The organism is Roseovarius sp. S88, assembly GCF_037023735.1.
GTDB classification, from domain to species: domain Bacteria; phylum Pseudomonadota; class Alphaproteobacteria; order Rhodobacterales; family Rhodobacteraceae; genus Roseovarius; species Roseovarius phycicola.
Map to the genome: position 1 here is coordinate 3,101,819 of NZ_CP146069.1, position 17,954 is coordinate 3,119,772.

Sequence of the window (17,954 nt, forward strand, 5' to 3'; positions counted from 1 at the left end):
TAACCGATACGAAAATCACCACAGGTCATAACACGCTTATGCAAGCTCTATTTACGACTGCCCCATGCCATCCCCTTTCGACACGGCACAGTTCTTGACCCAATGAAAATCCTCTTCATCCATCAAAACTTTCCAGGCCAGTACAAACATCTCGCTCCCATGCTTGCAGCACGCGGACATGACTGCACTGCGCTCACTCTGAAGGTCACAAAGCCCACAAACTGGCAAGGTGTACGTGTCCTGCCTTATGCCCTGCCAAATCGGACAGACCAAAACCTGCATCCATGGCTGGTGGATCTCGACACCAAAGTCACCCGGGCTGAGGCCTGCTTTAAAGCCGCACGCACATTACGTGATTCAGGGTTCACCCCTGATCTCATCCTGGCACACCCCGGTTGGGGAGAAGCGATGTTTCTAAAGGATGTCTGGCCCAAAACGCGTATGGCGCTTTATTGCGAACTCTACTACCTCACCGGCGAAGAACATCTTGATTTTGACCCTGAGTTCGTCAGGCAAGACTCAGACCTGCAGACCCTGCGCATTCGCCTCAAGAACCTCAACAATCATTTGCATTTTGCACATGCCGACGCAGGCCTCAGCCCCACCAGGTTCCAGGCCGACACATTCCCGGTCGAGTTTCGGGAAAAGATCACCATATGCCATGATGGTATCGACACGACACAGGCGCGCCCCAATGCGAATGCCAGCCTGAGGGTCAATGGCCGCGATACGCTGACGCGCTCTGACGAGGTTATCACCTTTGTGAACCGCAACCTGGAGCCCATGCGCGGCTATCACCGGTTCATGCGCGCTCTGCCGCGCTTGCTCAAAGAACGCCCCAAAGCACAGATTCTGATCGTAGGCGGCGATGAGGTCAGCTATGGCATCACGCCCCCAAACGGCAAAAGCTGGAAACAGGTGTTCATAAGCGAGGTACGCTCTGAAATATCAGACCACAATTGGACACGCGTGCATTTCCTCGGACGTTTGCCTTACGACCAGTTCCTGTCGCTTTTGCAAATTTCACGGGTGCATGTTTACCTGACTTACCCCTTCGTGCTGAGTTGGAGCTTGCTAGAGGCGATGTCCTGCGCGGCGGCAATCGTTGCGAGTGACACAGAGCCCGTGCGCGAAGCTATCCAAGATGAACAAAACGGGCGGTTGATCGACTTTTTTGACCAGAACGCCTTGATAGAGGCAGTCTGCGCGTTGCTGGATGACAAAGCAAAACGCGAGAACCTGGGACAAACCGCACGTCAATTCGTTCAAAAAACCTATGATCTGACCGCCGTCTGCCTGCCGCGGCAAATGCAGTGGCTCTCAAAGGTTATGGATGAAACGACTCTCTAAGCCTCAAAGACTAGAAACGACCGGCCTGCTGACGCAATTGGCGCGCACGCGTCAGGATCGCATCCTCTACCGCGCGCTGTGTCTCAGCGGAAACCGGGCCACTCTGGCTTTGCAGCGCCACGTTCAGAGACCGCGCGTCCAGAGCCGGATCACTGATCAGCACCGTTGCGCGATAGGCCCGGCCACCTCCGGGCGGACGCCCAAACCCGGTGGAAATAACACCCGTGAATGGATCAGCACTCTGCACCGGCAAGAAGTCGAGAACCTCCAGGGACGCTGTCCAAAGGAAGCGATTCACCTTGATCCCGGCTGACCCATCACCGCGGAACGCATCAAACAAGCTGGTTCCGCCTGTTTGTGATCCTGCCTTCGATTCTCGACCGCTCTCAACTTCAAAGGCTTTCGGATCGAGTTTGGCATTCCGAAACGCGCCGCACGACGCCAATACACAAAACGCTGCAAAGAGCAGACCAACGTTTCTCAACTTCCGGGCGTGGTACATCAGGTCGTCCGTTACTGTTTCCATACCCTACTATCTAACCGTTAAGACCGGAGCAAGATGTTTGCCCAACAAGTGCTACGAGATGTTACAGCCCGGTGACTTTACCCTGGCATTTTGCGGGTCTTGTCCCAGATTGTCCGGCTGTGGCACACAGCACCCGCAGGAACGCAGCACCGTAAGGAGACCAGCGTGAGTTTAGACGACATAAAAATGCGCATCGCAAAAGCGTGCAAAGCCGCAGATCGCCCGGAAGACGCGGTGTCTCTCATTGCCGTGTCCAAGGTACAACCCAATGCGCGTGTCGATTCTGTGCTTCAAGAAGGCCACCGTACTTTTGGCGAGAATCGTGTGCAGGAAGCGGCGGGAAAATGGCCTGAATTTCGCGAAACTTTTCAAGACATTGACCTGCATCTTATTGGCCCGTTGCAGACCAACAAGGCGCGCCAGGCTTTTGAGCTGTTCCAATCCATCCATTCCGTGGACCGCCCCAAATTGGCAAAAACCATAGCGCGTCTCGCCCAGGAGGAAGGTCACTGCCCCCACCTTTTCATTCAAGTGAACACCGGTGCGGAAGAGCAAAAAGCGGGAATCGCGCCGGCTGAAACAGATGCGTTTGTGACCGAGTGTCGCTCTATGGATTTGCCCATCGAAGGCTTGATGTGTATCCCGCCGGTCGACGAAGAACCCAGTCTGCATTTCGCGCTTTTGGCCAAGATTGCAGAGCGGAACGGTTTGACTGGGTTGTCCATGGGCATGAGCAGTGATTTTGAAAGCGCGATTGCCTTGGGGGCAACCCATGTGCGCGTCGGAAGCGCCATTTTCGGTGCGCGTGCTTACGGCTAGGCACGCCGCAAAAGCCTTTAGAAGGCTTTTGCCAAATCCTTTCAAAAAGGATTGGGGCGCACGATCAGCCGCGTCTCATAGGTGATCTGCGCCGCGAGCCGCCGCAAGTGATCTCGTCGAAACGCCACGCACCCCGACGTGGGGTGGCCCGGCCTGCGCCATTGATGCAGGAAGATGCAGGACCCCTGCCCTCTAGTGGCATAGGGCCAGTTCCAGTCTGTGATGAGAATGAGATCATAGAGCGGATCAGCGCGCCGCAGCACCTCGTGCGAATGCGGATAGGGATGCCGAACCATGAGATTGTAATCTTCATGACCTGTGTCATCTGACCAAAGATCGCCGGGGCGAATGGGCAACGCCCAATCCGCAGGCCGCGCCATCCGGTCAGGCCGATAGAGCATGCCCACAATGCTGTGCACCCCCACCGGGGTGGCCCCATCCCCTTCGTGCTTTTCGGCTCGAATACCCCCGCTGCCAATCGTGCAAGGATACCGCCGCCCACGAAACCGCACGCCCATGGGCGTTAGGACCAGATCATCGGGGGACATACGGCGCATCATGTGGGCACGCTTCCAGAAAGCGGTCCCCAAGACAACTGCTTTTCATTTTGCGAAGCTGTGCCAGCGGCGGGCCTGCGGCCCTTGATTCCGTGCTTTGGGTGAGATGAATGGATGCCGCATTGGCCTCCATACCCGTCATCTGACGGCAAAGGTAGGCCAATTCGGGGCTGAACGACAGCGGTGCGGATTCAATGGATCGCCGCAACACACTGTGCAAACTTCTCCGCCGGGGTTTCGTATTGCAAGGTTTTTCGTGGCCGCTCGTTGAGTTGCCGCGCGACGGCGCTGAGTTTGGCCTGACTGAGGGTCGACATGTCGATGCCTCGCGGGAAGTACTGACGCAAGAGCCGGTTGGTGTTCTCGTTACTGCCGCGTTGCCACGGCGATTGCGGATCGCAGAAGAAGACGTCGATCTTTGTCGCCATGGTGAACGCCGCATGGGCGGCCATCTCTGAGCCGCGATCCCATGTCAGCGAGCGGTAGAGTTCTTTGGGCAATTTTCGGGCCTGCTTGATCAGGGCGGTGATAACGCTTTGCGTATCCTTGTTCGCAACTTTGGCCAGCATCACGAACCGCGAGTGCCGCTCGACCAGCGTAGCGATGTAGCTGTTGTTTGCCCCTCCGAACCTTGGTCTTGACGTTAGCATTGCGTCTGTTGACCGGGAAGCTCTCAAGTTTATCGCTATGAAGTCAATTCGGACATTGGAGCTCATTGCAGAATCTGGAAGGTTCGGGCTCGAAACTGACATCCAACGCTTTCTGTTGGTCAATTCTGGGCTGAACGTCAGTTTAGCTGTGAGGATTCAACGGGTGGTCGCAACACTTTAATCTTTTTGGAGAGATGGAGTGTTGATCATGAAGTACCGCACGCGGACGTTTTATACGGACAAACAGAAGTCGGAGATGTGGGATCGGTGGCAGCGGGGTGAGTCCCTGAGCTCGATAGGCCGCAGGTTTGATCGTGCGTCGTCTTCGATTTTTCCGCATCTGGCTTTGACTGGTGGTATCCGTCCGCGTGCACGCACCAGGTCTCGGCTGGCCTTGAGCCTCGAGGAGCGTGAGGAGATATCCCGTGGGCTGGCAGGGGATCGGTCATTGCGCTCTATTGCGCGCGACCTTAGACGTACTCCCTCGACGATCAGCCGGGAGGTGCGCAGAAACGGTGGGCGCAAGGCGTATCGCGCGGCATTGTCAGATCAGCGCGCATGGGACTGCGCAAGGCGGCCCAAAGCCTGTAAGCTCTCCTTCAACGACCACTTGTGTCGGTTCATTGCCCGAAAGCTGCGGTTGAAGTGGTCTCCTCAGCAGATCGCGGGCTGGCTGATGCGCAAGCACCCAAACAAAGAGCGAGAGCGTGTGAGCCACGAGACGATCTATCGCAGCCTTTATGTGCAGACGCGCGGCGTTCTGAAGAAGGAGCTGCAGCAATGCCTGCGCAGCCCGCGCGCCATCCGTCGGTCCCGGCATGCGACCCAGAAAGGTCTGAAGCTACGCAAGATCAAAGACGCAGTGCCGATCAGCGAGCGCCCGCCCGAAATCGAAGACCGGGCCGTGCCCGGCCACTGGGAGGGCGATCTGATCGTTGGGGCAAACAACAGCTACATCGCTACGCTGGTCGAGCGGCACTCGCGGTTCGTGATGCTGGCCAAAGTTGCGAACAAGGATACGCAAAGCGTTATCACCGCCCTGATCAAGCAGGCCCGAAAATTGCCCAAAGAACTCTACCGCTCGCTGACATGGGATCGCGGCTCAGAGATGGCCGCCCATGCGGCGTTCACCATGGCGACAAAGATCGACGTCTTCTTCTGCGATCCGCAATCGCCGTGGCAACGCGGCAGTAACGAGAACACCAACCGGCTCTTGCGTCAGTACTTCCCGCGAGGCATCGACATGTCGACCCTCAGTCAGGCCAAACTCAGCGCCGTCGCGCGGCAACTCAACGAGCGGCCACGAAAAACCTTGCAATACGAAACCCCGGCGGAGAAGTTTGCACAGTGTGTTGCGGCGATCCATTGAATCCGCATGGCAAACCGGCCTTACGAGTGGCAACCTCGAGTGTCCGCTATGTTGTTAACGTGTTGCTACCGCCACTAGGTTTTGTTGGAGCCGTAGGGAAGTTCAAAACACAGGTTGCCAGGACAATATCCGCTCAACCACGCGTCGGCCAAAGTCATGCGTGGGGCCTTCCCAGTGCGGGCTCAGCCGACCCCCATCGTAGGCTGGCGACAGACGCCCCTGTTGCAAGAGTTCCAACATGCCGAGGTCTTCTCGGTTTAGGTCGTCCCACATTTTTAATGTGGCCTCGCGGGCGTCTTTATAGGCGTCCGATGTGGCCGCATCGCCAATCAGGAAGACATGCAATTCTTCTCGTGTTTCGTCCGGTGCCACCGGGTAGCTGACCAGAACTGAAAACTGATCGGGAAAGACTTCTGCCGCGAAATGCGGAAAACACAGGAACCACAGACCGCGTTTGGCATCTGCTTCGGACAGGCCTGGATAATGAGGTAACCCCTCGCCCCGGCCCTCATCCAATTCCGGAAAGACATAATCGTTGTAAAACACATGCCGGTCCCATTCCCCTGACCAACGAACATTCATCGGTGCGAATTTCAGCAGCTTGGGATGCACCGCGAAGACGTGGTAGCCTTCCATGTAGTTCTCGTAGACCAGCTTCCAGTTGGCGTTCACTTCAAACTCGAGCTTGCCAGCCCAGCGGATCGCGGAAAAATCATAGTTACCGGTTCGTTCCAGCAATGGTTTGAGCCATTCGTCCAACGGCTCGGCATCGCCCGAAACATTGACAAAGATGCACCCGTTCCATGTCTCGCAACGCACTTGCACTAAGTCCAGTTTCTCGCCGCCGCCATCCTCGAACTTGTCCACCACATTCGGGCCGGAAAAATGAGGGCGCGAGCGCAGCTTGCCGTTCAGCCCATAGCTCCACGCGTGGTAGGGGCAGGTCAGCGTTGGCTTCTTGCAAGGTTCGGTCAACAGCCTGGCCCCGCGATGGCGACAAACGTTATGTAGCGCGCGGATGTCCCCATCCTGATCGCGCAGAATAATCAGGGGCGCGCCGCCGATTTCGATGGGCTTCATATCGCCCGGCTCGGGCAATTCCGCACAGGCCCCGGCAAAGACCCAAGCGCGGGCAAAGCAATGTTCTTGCTCAAGCTTCAGCCAGTCTTCTGACCAGTAGGCGGCATTGGGCAATCCGCTGGCCGCTTCAATCGGGGCGAACGCCTGAGCCAAGCCCTCTTCGCCGATCAGATCCACAACTTTTTTGCGAATATCGTCGGTCATCCACTCACCATTTCGGGGCGCAGCCTGTGCGTGTACAGCGAGTTGTAGTGACGCATGAAGGTTTCATAATGTAAATTCAAATTCTCTGGCAGATCGTCTGGATCCACATGTTTGCGCGGGATCGGTTTCAGCCCGTCGCTGTCGCGCAGGGAAGCATGCCAAATCTCGTCATTGCCATCATACCACAGCACATCATCACGCGCGCCCGGTTCCCAGCTAAGAGCCGCGCGGATAAAGGGGATGCCAATCGCCTTACAATAAATGCGCACCATGGTATCGGGGTCTTCCAGCAAATCGTCACTGTCCAGAACCGGCGGGGTTTGCCCAAGGGCGCGGAGCAGATCAAAGAGCGCCTGTTGCGGACCAAAGCTGATTTCTTGGGCTTCAAACCCGTCTTCCATCCCCGCCTTCTTGTAGGAGCAGTGCAGCGAGGCCAGTACCTTGGCCGGATCACGGATCAGAAAGCTGTGAGTGATCCTTTCCAGAAACGCATCACTCCACAGATGATCGGTATGGTGGGGCATGTCCTTGACAAAGACGGGGCGCTTTTCGGCGGCCTCCTGTATGTCAATCCAGATTTTCTCGAACGTGGCCTCTGGGCGCTGCCGGTCCGTGGGAGCAACGCGTGGCGCGCGTGCCTCGGGGCCCTGATACCAGGCCATACCAAAAGGTTCGTGAAAACAGCTCAGATCACCGCGCTGGCGCATCATCCATTCGAAGGCGGTCGAGGTCGAGCGGGGCGTGGCCCACAGGAAATAGATCGGGTGCCCTGTCATGCGGCTGTCTCCTGCAAGGAGGCCAGCAACCGAGGTTGATCGCCCACGGGAGCGACGCCCAATGTGCGGAAGATGTTCCAGTAAAGCGCGCAATCGGCAGAGATGATGGGTTTGCCGATTTTCTCTTCTATCTCACGCACGACACTGACCATGCGCAGCGGGAGGCCATCTGCGCGGCGGAAATTGGGCATACCCAGGCTGATCAGAACATCTGCGTCGGGAGCTTGTTCGGCCACATATTCGAACGACTTCAACGCGAAATCGCCGGGGAAGATCCAAGTCGCCTCGTTCACCTCTTCCTGAGTGCCCATCAATCCGTGATTGACGAAATTCCCCGAGTAAAGGATGTCCAAGCCACCATCGGCCAGAAACCGGGTGGTCCCCTCACGCCAGTCGGGCCAGAAATAGACGCCATTCACCGCGATGGATTTGGCGCCCATGTCCTTTGCCGCCTCGACCAAAGACATGCCCGCCATATGCAGCGGTACCTGATAAGTATCTTCCATCCGGTCGCAAAACGCTCGGATATCGGCGGGCGTCTTGCCGCCCGCATGGGACCAGTTGGTGCCAACCTGTCCCACAACATCGGCCCCGGCGTTGGACATGCAGTGCACAACCTCTTCGAGCTTGTGAAAGTTATCGACGCGTTGAGAGAGCTGATGGGCGTATTCTTCGACATGGATCAACCTTCCATGGGCGCCGACGCCTTCGGGCGCGATCCTCAGAAAATCATGCGGGGCGGCATCAAAATCATGTGGAGGTGCTGTAAATCCCACCTGATGGGGAAAGATTTTCTTGCTCGGGTCGTTCCAACGTTCCGGCTTCATATGACCTTCTTCTGAACAAATTTGGATTCGTTATTGCGCTTTAGGAAAATTTTAGGCATCAATTTGTCATGTACGTCAAGAAAAATGAATTAACGCCTCCTAAAGACGCTCTGACACAACTGGGCGAAGACCTACGCGGGTTGCGACGGGCGCAAGGGTTGACGCTGGATGATCTGGCGGTGGCCAGTGGCAAATCCGTCTCATTCATCTCCAAGATTGAGCGAGGTCAGGCCCGACCATCTGTGACCACATTGCAGGAGCTCGCAGGCGCACTTGGTGTTCCGGTGGGTTGGTTTTTGAAACAGACGGCCCTGTGCCCGCGGATGAGCGCCCTTGTGTGGTGCGCGCGGGTCGTCGTCGAAAGCTCAGCTATTCGGGGCTGACTTCGACCGATTACATGGGGTTTGAGGACCATCTGTTATCCGCCAGCCTTGATGGGCAGCTTGCGCTTGGCATGTCGACCTATCAGCCGGGCGGCAATTCAGGGGATGAGCTTTACACCCATACCGGCGAAGAAGCGGGGTTGGTGATCAAAGGACAGATAGATCTTCATCTGGATGGGAAAGTATTTCGGCTGGGTACCGGCGACAGCTTTTCCTTCGCCGCCAACCTGCCGCATCGCTATTCCAACCCTGGCGACAGCGAGGCCCAGATCGTCTGGGCCAATACGCCCGTCAACCTCAGAAGATAGCCCATGCAAAGCCATACACGTGTCGTCGTCATCGGAGGCGGCAATATGGGTGCCGGGGTGCTATATCACCTCGCGCATATGGGGTGGACCGATTGTGTGTTGATCGAAAAGGCCGAGCTGACCAGCGGGGCAACGTGGCACGCCGCCGGTTTGGTGAGCCGGATGGTTGGGGGTCAGGCCCTCGGCGCCATGCACGATTATGCAGTCGATCTATACAAAAGGGTCGAAGCTGAGACCGAAGTTGGCGTTAGCTGGCACAATTGCGGGTCCCTGCGGGTGGCAACCAGCCCTGATCACATGGACTGGATCAATCACATCCGCGATGCTGTTCTGGCCCGCGGACAAGAGGCCGAGATCATCGATGCAGCCGAAGTCGCTCGATTGAACCCGCTTTATGACGTCGAAAAAGCCGATGTGCTGGGCGCGATCTATACACCGGATGATGGCCATGTAGACCCGTCTGGCACATGTCAGGCGATGGCCAAAGGCTCGCGCCAACTTGGGGCCAAGGTTATCCGCAATTGCCGTGTGACGGATACCCGTCAGTTGCCGTCAGGCGCATGGGAGGTAGTGACCGACCAAGGCACGATTGTTGCAGAACATGTGGTTAACGCAGCCGGATATCACGCGCGGCAAGTCGGTGCGATGGTGGGGTTGGACCTGCCGATCACCACAATGCTGCATCACTATGTGGTAACCGATGCCGTGCCGGAATTCGACCAGATGCAACACGAAATTCCTGTCACTCGCGATGACTATTTCTGCGGCTACATCCGCCGCGAACAGGGGTCGGCACTGATCGGTCTCTACGACAAACAAGACCCGCAATCGGTCTGGCTTGATGGCTGCCCGTGGGACAGTGCCAATGAGCTATTCGAGCCAAACTGGGACGGGATTACGCCCTGGCTGGAAAACTGTTTTGAGCGCATGCCCGCCCTGATGAATCGTGGCATCAAGCGGGTGGTAAATGGCGGTATCACCTATACGCCCGATGGTGCGATGATGCTGGGCCCTGCACCTGGATTGCGTAACTACTGGCTCGCATGTGGGGCGACCGTGGGCATCGCCTGGGGGCCCGGCGCAGGTCGAGCGTTGGCGCAGTGGATGATCGAAGGCTCCGCAGACATCTCTACCCGCGCCTTCGATCCGCGCCGGTTCGGCACCTGGGCCGATGCGGACTATGCCAAAACCCGCGCGACCGAAGACTACACTCTACGTCAAGCAATGCCCTTTCCCCAGCATCAGCGCGACAGCTTTCGTGGGATCAAGACATCAGGTGCTCATGATCGCACGGCGGCGTTGGGTGCAACGTTTGAAGAGGCCGGAGGATGGGAACGCCCCCGCCTATATGCGCCTGACCCTTTGGGCTGGCGGCGCACATCTGCGTTTGATCAGGTGGCGGCCGAATGTCAGGCTGTGCGCCAACGCGTGGGGCTCTCCGATTTATCCGCCTTTGCCAAGTTTCGCATCGATGGCCCGGGGGCCGAGGATTGGCTAAATGCCATCTGTGCCAACCGGATGCCGCGTGTTGGACGCACTTGCCTGACCCTTCTGCTCAATCGCAAAGGCACAATCGAGGGCGAAGCAACAATCGCGCGAACCGGAGCTGAAAGTTTTTACTTTGTGACCGGCGCACCGTCCGAACGGCGGGTATGGGACTGGATGACCCTGCATTGTGGTGTACCGATGACGGACGTCGCGATGACCAATGCTACGGATGAGATTGGTATTCTTGGTTTGGCCGGACCAAAGTCGCGTGACGCGCTTGCCGCCTTCACCAACGATGATGTTTCTAACGATGCTCTGCGGTGGCTGGCCTGCAAAGATCTGGTAGTCGCTGATGTCCCAGTGCTTGCCCTGCGGCTCAGTTTTTCAGGTGAGCTGGCCTATGAGTTACATGCGCCCAATGACCAGCTGGGGGTGTTGTGGGATAGGCTGTGGGACGCGGGCCAGCCGCATGGGATCGCGCCTTTTGGCACCAAGGCGCTAGACAGTCTCCGGATTGAGAAATTTTATCGCGGGGGGCACGAGCTGGCCAATGACGCATGCCACAAGGATGTCGCACAAGAGCGGTTTGCCGCAACGGACAAGGACTTTGTCGGTCGCGATGCGATGCTTGCGCGAAGGCCGCGCAGTCGTATCGCATTGCTGGCGCTGGAGGACGAAGAAACCGAAGCCTTGACGGGTGAGGCCGTTTTCAAGGACGGGCGCATGGTGGGTTCGATCACCTCGGCGGCCTACGGGCACACGGTTGGGCAGTCTCTGGCCATAGGGTTTTTGTCAGAGGAGGCACGACAGCCCGACACCGTATTGGATGTGTCAATCCTTGGCCAACGCGTCAGGGCCAAGGTTCTGCCGAACGCGCCATGGGACCCGGAAAATGAAAGGTTAAAGGTATGAGCGACAACAAGGTTTTGAGGTCTTACAGGGCGAACTCTGCGGAGGATCAGCAGGCCGTCTACGACACATGGGCCGAAAGCTATGAGCGTGATCTCTGTGCAATGGGCTATCGTCTGCCTGCGATAGCCGCTGGGGCGTTTGCCCGATACGTGGCGCCTGACACTGATCCTATTCTGGATGCAGGATGCGGAGGCGGCCTTCAAGCTGAAGCTTTGGCACTGCTGGGCTACGGTCCGCTGATTGGGCTGGACCTATCTGACGGCATGCTAAAGATCGCCCGCGCCAAAGGCATCTATTCCAAGTTGCATCAAGGCGCCTTGGGGCCACGGTTGAACCTTCCGGACGACAGCATGGGAGCAGTGCTTTGCATTGGGACAATCACGCCCAACCACGCATCGCCCGACAGTTTTGAGGGGTTGATCCGTGTTGCCCGCCCTGGGGCCGCCATCGTGTTCAGCTTGCGCGATGATCCCGCACAGGACCCGGCCTATCCCGATAAGGTCGCCGCCCTCGCAGAGGCAGGCGCGTGGCATCATGTCTGGAGCAGCGACAGCATCCAGTCCATGCCTTACGGCGCCGAAGAGGTCACGCACCGTCTGCATGTCTTTCGAAAGGCCGACGCATGACCATTCCTGATCGTATGCGCGCCGTTGTGCTTGTGGGCCATGGCGGGCTGGATCAGCTTGTCTATCATGACGATTGGCCAACCCCAAAGCCCAAACCGGATGAGGTTTTGGTCAAGGTCGGCGCGTGCGGACTGAACAACACCGATATCAACACGCGCACGGCGTGGTATTCAAAAACAGTTACTGACGGGATCACGCAAGCGGGCGGAAAAGACGGATTTGCCGAAGCTGAAGCCGCGCAGGGCAGTTGGAGTAATTCACAGATCACCTTTCCGCGCATTCAGGGCGCGGACGTGGCCGGGCGCATTGCCGCCGTGGGCATGGATGTCGATCCATCACGGTTGGGTGAACGCGTGATCCTTGACCCGTGGCTCCATGGACATGGCCAATGGCACTTGGCTGAGAATGCCAGTTACTTTGGATCAGAATGCAATGGAGGTTTTGCCGATTATGTGACGATCCGCGCCGCCAATGCGGTTCCAATCAACTCCCCGCTGTCGGACGCGGAACTGGCCACCTTCCCCACTGTCCTGACCACGGCAGAGCATCTGGTTTGGCGCGCAGACCCGCAACCCGGAGAATGGGTGGTGATTGCTGGCGCCTCTGGCGGGGTCGGCTCAACAGCTATTCAGCTATGTTTGTTGCGCGGCGCGCAGGTTATCGCGATCTCAACACCGCAAAAGGCCGAAACGCTCAGGGAACTTGGTTGTTCTGCTGTGATGGATCGCAATAGCGCTTCTTTGGAGGATGACATTCGGGATGCAGCAGGCGGCGCTGTCGATGTGGCACTTGATGTTGTGGGCGGCGCGCTATTTCCGCCCCTTGTTGGTGCGTTGCGTCAACGCGGGCGCTATTCGACCAGCGGGGCCATCGCCGGTCCGGTTGTCGCCTTCGATCTGCGTTTGCTGATCTACAAAGACCTGCAATTTACCGGTGCCACCATCACACCACCGGGTCTTTTTGCCCAGGCCTGCCGGTTGATCGAAACAGGCCAACTTGCCCCGCAGTTGGCGGCCTCATTTGCGTTGAAAGACCTTGTGCTGGCACAGGAGGCATTCCTGGCCAAGTCCCATATTGGAAAAATTGTTGTGACGATAGAGTAAGCGACATGCGCATCATCAACATTGAAACCATTCCCTTCGAGCCGTGTTTCACAGGCGGCGGTTACGCGATGTCTTTTGTCATACAGAACACGCTATACGACCAACTGGTGCGCATCACGCTTGAAGACGGCTCGCAAGGGGTTGGCGAAAACGTCCGCTGGCCTGCCGTGCCAATGGAGGAGGCAGAAGCGGCCGAAGCCGAAATGATTGAAGCATTGAAAGGCAGACCCTTGGCCGATCTAGCGGGGTTGATCCAGACCTGGTGCGCGCAGGGTCGACCATGGCGCGGTCTGTGTTTCGCCCTCGATACCGCGTATCACCACCTAATTTCGCAGAAACTAGGCGTGCCGTTGGTGAGCCTTCTGGGCGGCCCTACGGAAGGGGATGCGCAGACTTATCTGTCTCTCTCCAGCGAAGCGCCCGACGACATGGCTGAGGTGGTGCGGTCCAAAGGGGCCGCCTTTGCCGTCATCCAGGCCAAGCTGGGAATTGGCGAGGTCTCGGATGATATAGACCGCGTGCGAGCCGTTCTTAATGTGATGACACCCGACCAATTGCTACTCGCGGATTTTAACGGCGCGCTTTCGGTTGAGCAGGCTCTGACACACCTTGGTGAGTTGGACGATCCCAGGCTGATTTGGGAAGAGCCGTGCAACACCTATGATGAGAACCTCGAACTGGCCCGCAAGCTTGCGGCGCCCTTGATGTTTGATCAGTCGATGATTGATCTAGAAACCTATGTCAGAGCCGTCGAAGATCGCGCCGCGCATTCCGTGGTGATCAAACCCGCCTTGTTGGGAAGCTTATCTGCCTCGCGGACGGCGCGTGATATGTGTGCGACGGCATCGATCAAAATGCGGATTGATGGCCCTTGGTGTGGACAGATCGGCGCATGGGCAGCGTTGTCTGTCGCAGCCGGATCACAACCCGGGCGCGTATTGGCCTCAATAGATCTGACAGAACCAATCGAAACACCCTCTGATCTGATTGTCAGAAATTGGCCTAATCGCATCGCTCCGTCGCTTACCGCGAACCTCGTCGGGATTTTCGATGATTATCTTCTGCAGTGCCAGTAGTCGGCCAATGCGTTCACTCTTACCTTTGATGTGGGTAGCGCTCCTTAATCTGCGGTGATTCATACTTAAAACCAACCGTTCGCACGACATGCAGCGTTGGTAAATCCTGGCTCACAGCAGTCATCTAACGCGTACAGCCAATCGTTTTTGGGTTGAAAGGCTTGCTGCCGGAAATATGAAAAGCCAATGTTTGCTTGTTGTCTCAAGCATCATTTGTTTGCACCTCCGAAACACTCTTGGACTCATGACAAAGATTGTCATTTTCTGTTGCCCTTGAGAGGCCGGTTTTGCGCAGAACTCCGCCGACGGAGTTGCAGCGTTTTTTGCCTGTCACACACGTGTTTAACGAGCGAACGCGGCAGCTAAAGTTTCTTTTCTTTTAAGCACTTGGCTGTCCAGTGCCAAGTTTTCCACCAGAGATTCAAATGGTTCAGGATCGTCAACTAGGGCAGAATTGTGTGCTTTCCCGCCATGCTTTTGCCCAGCTCTTCGTCGGAATTTGGCGCAGAAAACGCGCGCAAGATCCAAGGCTCCCCGCCTGCATAACGACGCGACACAAGACGGAGAATGAAAGTGCAAGACGACATCAACGGAACGAATAGAAATGACCGCATTATCGTGGGAAGTGGTGCTCAGAATGTAGAAGGCGGGGGTGGAAATGACAGGATCGTTTCTTTGGCCGATGCTGGAGAACCAGATCCGGCCCAGACCGATGGCTCTGATGGTCGCGTAACCGAGGCTGTTTCAGCGGAGACTGCGAATGATACGCTGACCGGTGGTGACGGTGCGGATCGGTTTGAGTTCCACGCGCTTATTGACGCGAAGGAAGAGGTCATTGCCCAGCACACAAATTCCGCTGGGCGCACGAATTGGGCCAAGGTCGCGGGCGAAAATGACAATGTTCACGACCACTGGGTCAATGGGTTTGGCTTCGATACCATCACGGATTTTTCCAAGGCTGAGTGTGACACAATCGAAATCAAAGGACACACGGCAACAATCCAATCCATCACCTATGGCGAGGATGAAGGGGGCGCGTATTCGCTTATCACTGTGATCAGCCAACAGGGCAACGGCGGTGCAGGTGGGGCCAACACGGCCACGGGCGCCCATGACGAGGACCCGCTGGGTCAGATCAAAGTCTATGGCGACGAAGTCACACTGGATGATGTGAAGGTGACCAATACCAATGACGGGATCGACCGTCTCTACCACGCCAATGCGGTCTATGGCGCCATCGACGCTGGGGTCACACAGGAGGTTTACACGAACACCGACGGTGACAATTACGACGGGAGCCTCTATCGCCAACGCGACGTGGTGCACGCCGGCGAAGGCAGCCAGACGATTGACACAGGCGGTGGCAATGACCTGATTTTCAGCTATTCGGATGGCGGCGAACCGGATCCCGCGCAAACAGATGGTGCGGACGGCCGCGTTAATCCAGCCATTCCGGATGGAGCCGCAGACGACGTTTTGGCGGGCGGGCAAGGCAAAGACACATTTGCATTCCGGCTGTTGCTCAATGCCAAGGAAGAAATCCTTGAAAAACACACGCGCGACGATGGCTCAGTTAACTGGCGCAAAGTGGCGGGTGAGAATGACAATGTACACGACCATTGGGTTGAAGGCATTGGCAATGACACGATCCTGGATTTTTCAAACCAGGATGGTGACAAGATCGACATTCGCGGACACACCGTAGAGATTGCGTCAATCACATATGGCGAAGATGACGGGGGCGACTTTTCCCTGATCACGTTGCGTTCGCAACAAGGCGATGGTGGCGGCGCGCATGATGAAGATCCGCTTGGCACAATCAAAGTCTATGGTGACAAGGTCACAGAGGACGACATCAATGTGAAGGCCAAGGTTTTCTATGGTGTGGATCAACTGGATGAGATCAGCGACGGCGAAGCGACCTCTCCGGCATCAACGCCCGAGCGCGAAATTGTCGAACCGCAGTGGGGCGCTGAAAACCCGGAAAGCATCGATCTGAATTTCGAAGGCACATCACGCTGGGACTTCATCAAGGCAGGAAGCGGCTCGCAGACGGTCAATGGCGGCGCAGGTGGAGACAGGTTCATTTCTTACGGCGACGCCGGTGAGCCGGACCCTGCCCAAACGGATGGTGCCGACGGCCGGGTCAATCCTGCGCTTTCCGAAAGTGCTTCGGATGACGTCTTTATCGGTGGTGCCGGGGGAGATCGATTTGAATTCCATGCGCTTTTAAACGCGCGCGCAGAAGTTCTTGCGCAGCACACCAATGATCGCGGTCACGTCAACTGGCGCAAAGTGGCTGGTGAGAATGACAATGTGCATGATCACTGGGTCGAGGGCATCGGCAATGACATGATCATGGACTACAACAAGTCCGAAGGTGACAAGATCGTCGTGCGCGGTCACACGGTCGAGATTGCCGACATCACCTATGGTGCAGATGAGGGTGGGGAGTTTTCCCTTGTTCGTATCATCAGTCAACAGGGCAATGGCGGCGCCGGGGGTGCCAACACCGAAACTGGTGCGCATGACGAAGACCCGCTTGGCACGATCAAGGTCTATGGCGACAAGGTCAATTTAGAGGACATCAAGGTCCAGGCTTCGGGCGTTTTCGACGGTGTCGACCGGCTTACCGAGGCCGATCAACTCGCTGAGTTCAATGGAGGTGTGCAAAGCTTTGCGTCCTCCACCGACGGCGAAGAAATCATCACAGCACCAGCAAGCATCAAGACAACGGACCACATCGAAATCGGAGCTGGCGCGCAAACCGTGTTTGCCGGCGCAGGACGCGATTACATTCGCGTATATGCCGATGCGGGCGAACCGGATCCGGCGCAAACCGATGGGGCCGAGGGCCGGATCAACCCACCCGTTGACCCGTCTACGACAAATGACGTGATTTCCGGAGGGCAAGGCAAGGACCGGTTCACTTTTAATATGTTGCTCAACGCGACGGCCGTAGTACTTGCGAAACACACCAGAGATGATGGCACAATCAATTGGCGCAAAGTTGCAGGCGAAAACGATGCAGTGCATGACCACTGGGTTGAAGGCATCGGGAATGACACCTTGCTTGATTTCTCTGAACAGGATGGGGACCAGATCATTTTGCGTGGCCATACTGTTGAGATTGCGGACATCACTTATGGAAAGGATGCGGGTGGTGACTACTCCTTGATCGCTATTCGCTCTCAACAAGGCGATGGCGGCGGTGCGCATGACGAGGATCCACTCGGCACGCTCAAAGTGTATGGCGACACGGTCACCCAGGACAACGTTACGGTTCAAGCAAAGGGCGTATTCGACGGTATTGACGCGTTAGAACCGATTGCCAACGCGCCCGCGCATCAGGCCGGAACCAATGATGCCGACAACTTGGTGGGAACGGATGGCGCCGACAATATTCACGGCAATCGCGGCAATGACCTGGTCACCGCCGGCGACGGCGATGATTTTGTCTTTGGTGATGGCGGCAATGACATCCTGTTTGGAGGGGGCGGAAACGACTATCTCGAAGGCGGATGGGGCCGAGACGTGTTGGATGGCGGAGATGACAATGATGTTCTGGTATCAACCGGAGGCATTGACGTAATGATTGGCGGCGATGGTGCAGACACCTTTGGGTTCCAGGGCAAAAGCAAAGGCGGCACGATTGTTGATTGGGAAGCGGGCGTTGATCGAATTGATCTATCTCGTCTTGATGAAGTGGATGATTTCGAAGACATCACCATCACCCAAACGTCTGACACGGCGGCCACAATCACATTTGTAAATGACAAATGCCAAGAGGCGACGGTGGATGTGTTTTCCAGCTCAGCTTTTGAGCTCACCGCCAACGATTTTCTAATCTAGCGTGTAACCACAGTTGCGAATGGAACCTGATCCGAGATGTCCACTTTG

General features: G+C 56.8%; 15 protein-coding genes and 1 pseudogene. 10 read left to right on the top strand and 6 right to left on the bottom strand.

Going from position 1 to position 17,954, the window contains the following annotated elements; all coding sequences use genetic code 11:
* Positions 1 to 102: 102 nt before the first annotated feature.
* Positions 103 to 1,350: a glycosyltransferase gene (locus RZ517_RS15765; RefSeq protein WP_338549090.1), complete on the top strand. Its 1,248-nt coding sequence runs from the start codon at positions 103 to 105 to the stop codon at positions 1,348 to 1,350.
* A gap of 10 nt (positions 1,351 to 1,360) precedes the next feature.
* On the opposite strand, the gene RZ517_RS15770 is transcribed toward RZ517_RS15765, so the two are convergent.
* A complete protein-coding gene (locus RZ517_RS15770; protein ID WP_338549091.1) occupies positions 1,361 to 1,876 on the bottom strand; it encodes a DUF3576 domain-containing protein in 516 nt (171 codons plus the stop codon).
* Positions 1,877 to 2,041: 165 nt separating this feature from the next.
* Here RZ517_RS15770 and RZ517_RS15775 point away from each other — a divergent pair, with 165 nt between their 5' ends.
* Complete coding sequence (locus RZ517_RS15775) at positions 2,042 to 2,695, top strand: YggS family pyridoxal phosphate-dependent enzyme (protein ID WP_338549092.1); 654 nt, start codon at positions 2,042 to 2,044, stop codon at positions 2,693 to 2,695.
* Between the two features lie 41 nt (positions 2,696 to 2,736).
* Here RZ517_RS15775 and RZ517_RS15780 read toward each other — a convergent pair whose 3' ends face one another.
* Positions 2,737 to 3,243 carry a L,D-transpeptidase family protein gene (locus tag RZ517_RS15780; protein ID WP_338551181.1) on the bottom strand — a complete coding sequence of 169 codons (507 nt, stop codon included), beginning with the start codon at positions 3,241 to 3,243 and terminating at the stop codon, positions 2,737 to 2,739.
* 200 nt (positions 3,244 to 3,443) lie between these two features.
* Positions 3,444 to 3,875: pseudogene (locus RZ517_RS15785) on the bottom strand (IS30 family transposase); the annotation flags it as partial.
* Positions 3,876 to 4,110: 235 nt separating this feature from the next.
* Between RZ517_RS15785 and RZ517_RS15790 the strand changes: the two are divergent.
* On the top strand, positions 4,111 to 5,271 hold the full coding sequence (locus RZ517_RS15790) for an IS30 family transposase (RefSeq protein WP_338549093.1): 1,161 nt from the start codon (positions 4,111 to 4,113) through the stop codon (positions 5,269 to 5,271).
* A gap of 102 nt (positions 5,272 to 5,373) precedes the next feature.
* On the opposite strand, the gene RZ517_RS15795 is transcribed toward RZ517_RS15790, so the two are convergent.
* The 3 genes from RZ517_RS15795 to RZ517_RS15805 are packed head-to-tail and all read right to left on the bottom strand — an operon-like array spanning position 5,374 to position 8,158.
* Positions 5,374 to 6,555, bottom strand: coding sequence for an aromatic ring-hydroxylating oxygenase subunit alpha (locus RZ517_RS15795; RefSeq protein ID WP_338549094.1), 1,182 nt, complete (start codon positions 6,553 to 6,555; stop codon positions 5,374 to 5,376).
* Entirely contained in the window at positions 6,552 to 7,331 is a 780-nt protein-coding gene (locus RZ517_RS15800) for a sulfotransferase family protein (RefSeq protein WP_338549095.1), read from the bottom strand. The genes RZ517_RS15795 and RZ517_RS15800 overlap by 4 nt, the downstream gene beginning before the upstream one ends.
* Positions 7,328 to 8,158 (bottom strand): hypothetical protein, encoded by an 831-nt coding sequence (locus RZ517_RS15805; RefSeq protein WP_338549096.1) that lies wholly within the window; start codon positions 8,156 to 8,158, stop codon positions 7,328 to 7,330. Before RZ517_RS15805 ends, RZ517_RS15800 begins: the two co-directional genes overlap by 4 nt.
* Before the next feature lie 68 nt (positions 8,159 to 8,226).
* On the opposite strand from RZ517_RS15805, the gene RZ517_RS15810 reads away from it, so the two are divergent.
* The 7 genes from RZ517_RS15810 (at position 8,227) to RZ517_RS15840 (ending at position 17,906) form a co-directional block, all read left to right on the top strand.
* Positions 8,227 to 8,541, top strand: a complete 315-nt coding sequence (locus RZ517_RS15810; protein WP_338549097.1) for a helix-turn-helix domain-containing protein — start codon at positions 8,227 to 8,229, stop codon at positions 8,539 to 8,541.
* Complete coding sequence (locus RZ517_RS15815) at positions 8,472 to 8,849, top strand: cupin domain-containing protein (RefSeq protein ID WP_338549098.1); 378 nt, start codon at positions 8,472 to 8,474, stop codon at positions 8,847 to 8,849. Before RZ517_RS15810 ends, RZ517_RS15815 begins: the two co-directional genes overlap by 70 nt.
* 3 nt (positions 8,850 to 8,852) lie before the next feature.
* Entirely contained in the window at positions 8,853 to 11,249 is a 2,397-nt protein-coding gene (locus tag RZ517_RS15820; protein ID WP_338549099.1) for an FAD-dependent oxidoreductase, read from the top strand.
* Complete coding sequence (locus RZ517_RS15825; protein ID WP_338549100.1) at positions 11,246 to 11,875, top strand: class I SAM-dependent DNA methyltransferase; 630 nt, start codon at positions 11,246 to 11,248, stop codon at positions 11,873 to 11,875. Before RZ517_RS15820 ends, RZ517_RS15825 begins: the two co-directional genes overlap by 4 nt.
* Positions 11,872 to 12,978, top strand: coding sequence for an alcohol dehydrogenase family protein (locus tag RZ517_RS15830; RefSeq protein ID WP_338549101.1), 1,107 nt, complete (start codon positions 11,872 to 11,874; stop codon positions 12,976 to 12,978). Before RZ517_RS15825 ends, RZ517_RS15830 begins: the two co-directional genes overlap by 4 nt.
* A gap of 5 nt (positions 12,979 to 12,983) precedes the next feature.
* A complete protein-coding gene (locus RZ517_RS15835) occupies positions 12,984 to 14,054 on the top strand; it encodes a mandelate racemase/muconate lactonizing enzyme family protein (RefSeq protein WP_338549102.1) in 1,071 nt (356 codons plus the stop codon).
* Between the two features lie 567 nt (positions 14,055 to 14,621).
* A complete protein-coding gene (locus tag RZ517_RS15840; RefSeq protein ID WP_338549103.1) occupies positions 14,622 to 17,906 on the top strand; it encodes a calcium-binding protein in 3,285 nt (1,094 codons plus the stop codon).
* Positions 17,907 to 17,954: the final 48 nt, after the last annotated feature.

Bases quoted from the DNA above. Each gene is read 5' to 3' on its own strand.
- RZ517_RS15810 (WP_338549097.1), top strand. From the start codon at position 8,227: ATGTACGTCAAGAAAAATGAATTAACGCCTCCTAAAGACGCTCTGACA.
- RZ517_RS15800 (WP_338549095.1), bottom strand. From the start codon at position 7,331: ATGACAGGGCACCCGATCTATTTCCTGTGGGCCACGCCCCGCTCGACC.
- RZ517_RS15765 (WP_338549090.1), top strand. From the start codon at position 103: ATGAAAATCCTCTTCATCCATCAAAACTTTCCAGGCCAGTACAAACAT.
- RZ517_RS15780 (WP_338551181.1), bottom strand. From the start codon at position 3,243: ATGTCCCCCGATGATCTGGTCCTAACGCCCATGGGCGTGCGGTTTCGT.
- RZ517_RS15840 (WP_338549103.1), top strand. From the start codon at position 14,622: ATGAAAGTGCAAGACGACATCAACGGAACGAATAGAAATGACCGCATT.
- RZ517_RS15820 (WP_338549099.1), top strand. From the start codon at position 8,853: ATGCAAAGCCATACACGTGTCGTCGTCATCGGAGGCGGCAATATGGGT.
- RZ517_RS15825 (WP_338549100.1), top strand. From the start codon at position 11,246: ATGAGCGACAACAAGGTTTTGAGGTCTTACAGGGCGAACTCTGCGGAG.
- RZ517_RS15770 (WP_338549091.1), bottom strand. From the start codon at position 1,876: ATGGAAACAGTAACGGACGACCTGATGTACCACGCCCGGAAGTTGAGA.
- RZ517_RS15790 (WP_338549093.1), top strand. From the start codon at position 4,111: ATGAAGTACCGCACGCGGACGTTTTATACGGACAAACAGAAGTCGGAG.
- RZ517_RS15835 (WP_338549102.1), top strand. From the start codon at position 12,984: ATGCGCATCATCAACATTGAAACCATTCCCTTCGAGCCGTGTTTCACA.
- RZ517_RS15830 (WP_338549101.1), top strand. From the start codon at position 11,872: ATGACCATTCCTGATCGTATGCGCGCCGTTGTGCTTGTGGGCCATGGC.
- RZ517_RS15805 (WP_338549096.1), bottom strand. From the start codon at position 8,158: ATGAAGCCGGAACGTTGGAACGACCCGAGCAAGAAAATCTTTCCCCAT.
- RZ517_RS15795 (WP_338549094.1), bottom strand. From the start codon at position 6,555: ATGACCGACGATATTCGCAAAAAAGTTGTGGATCTGATCGGCGAAGAG.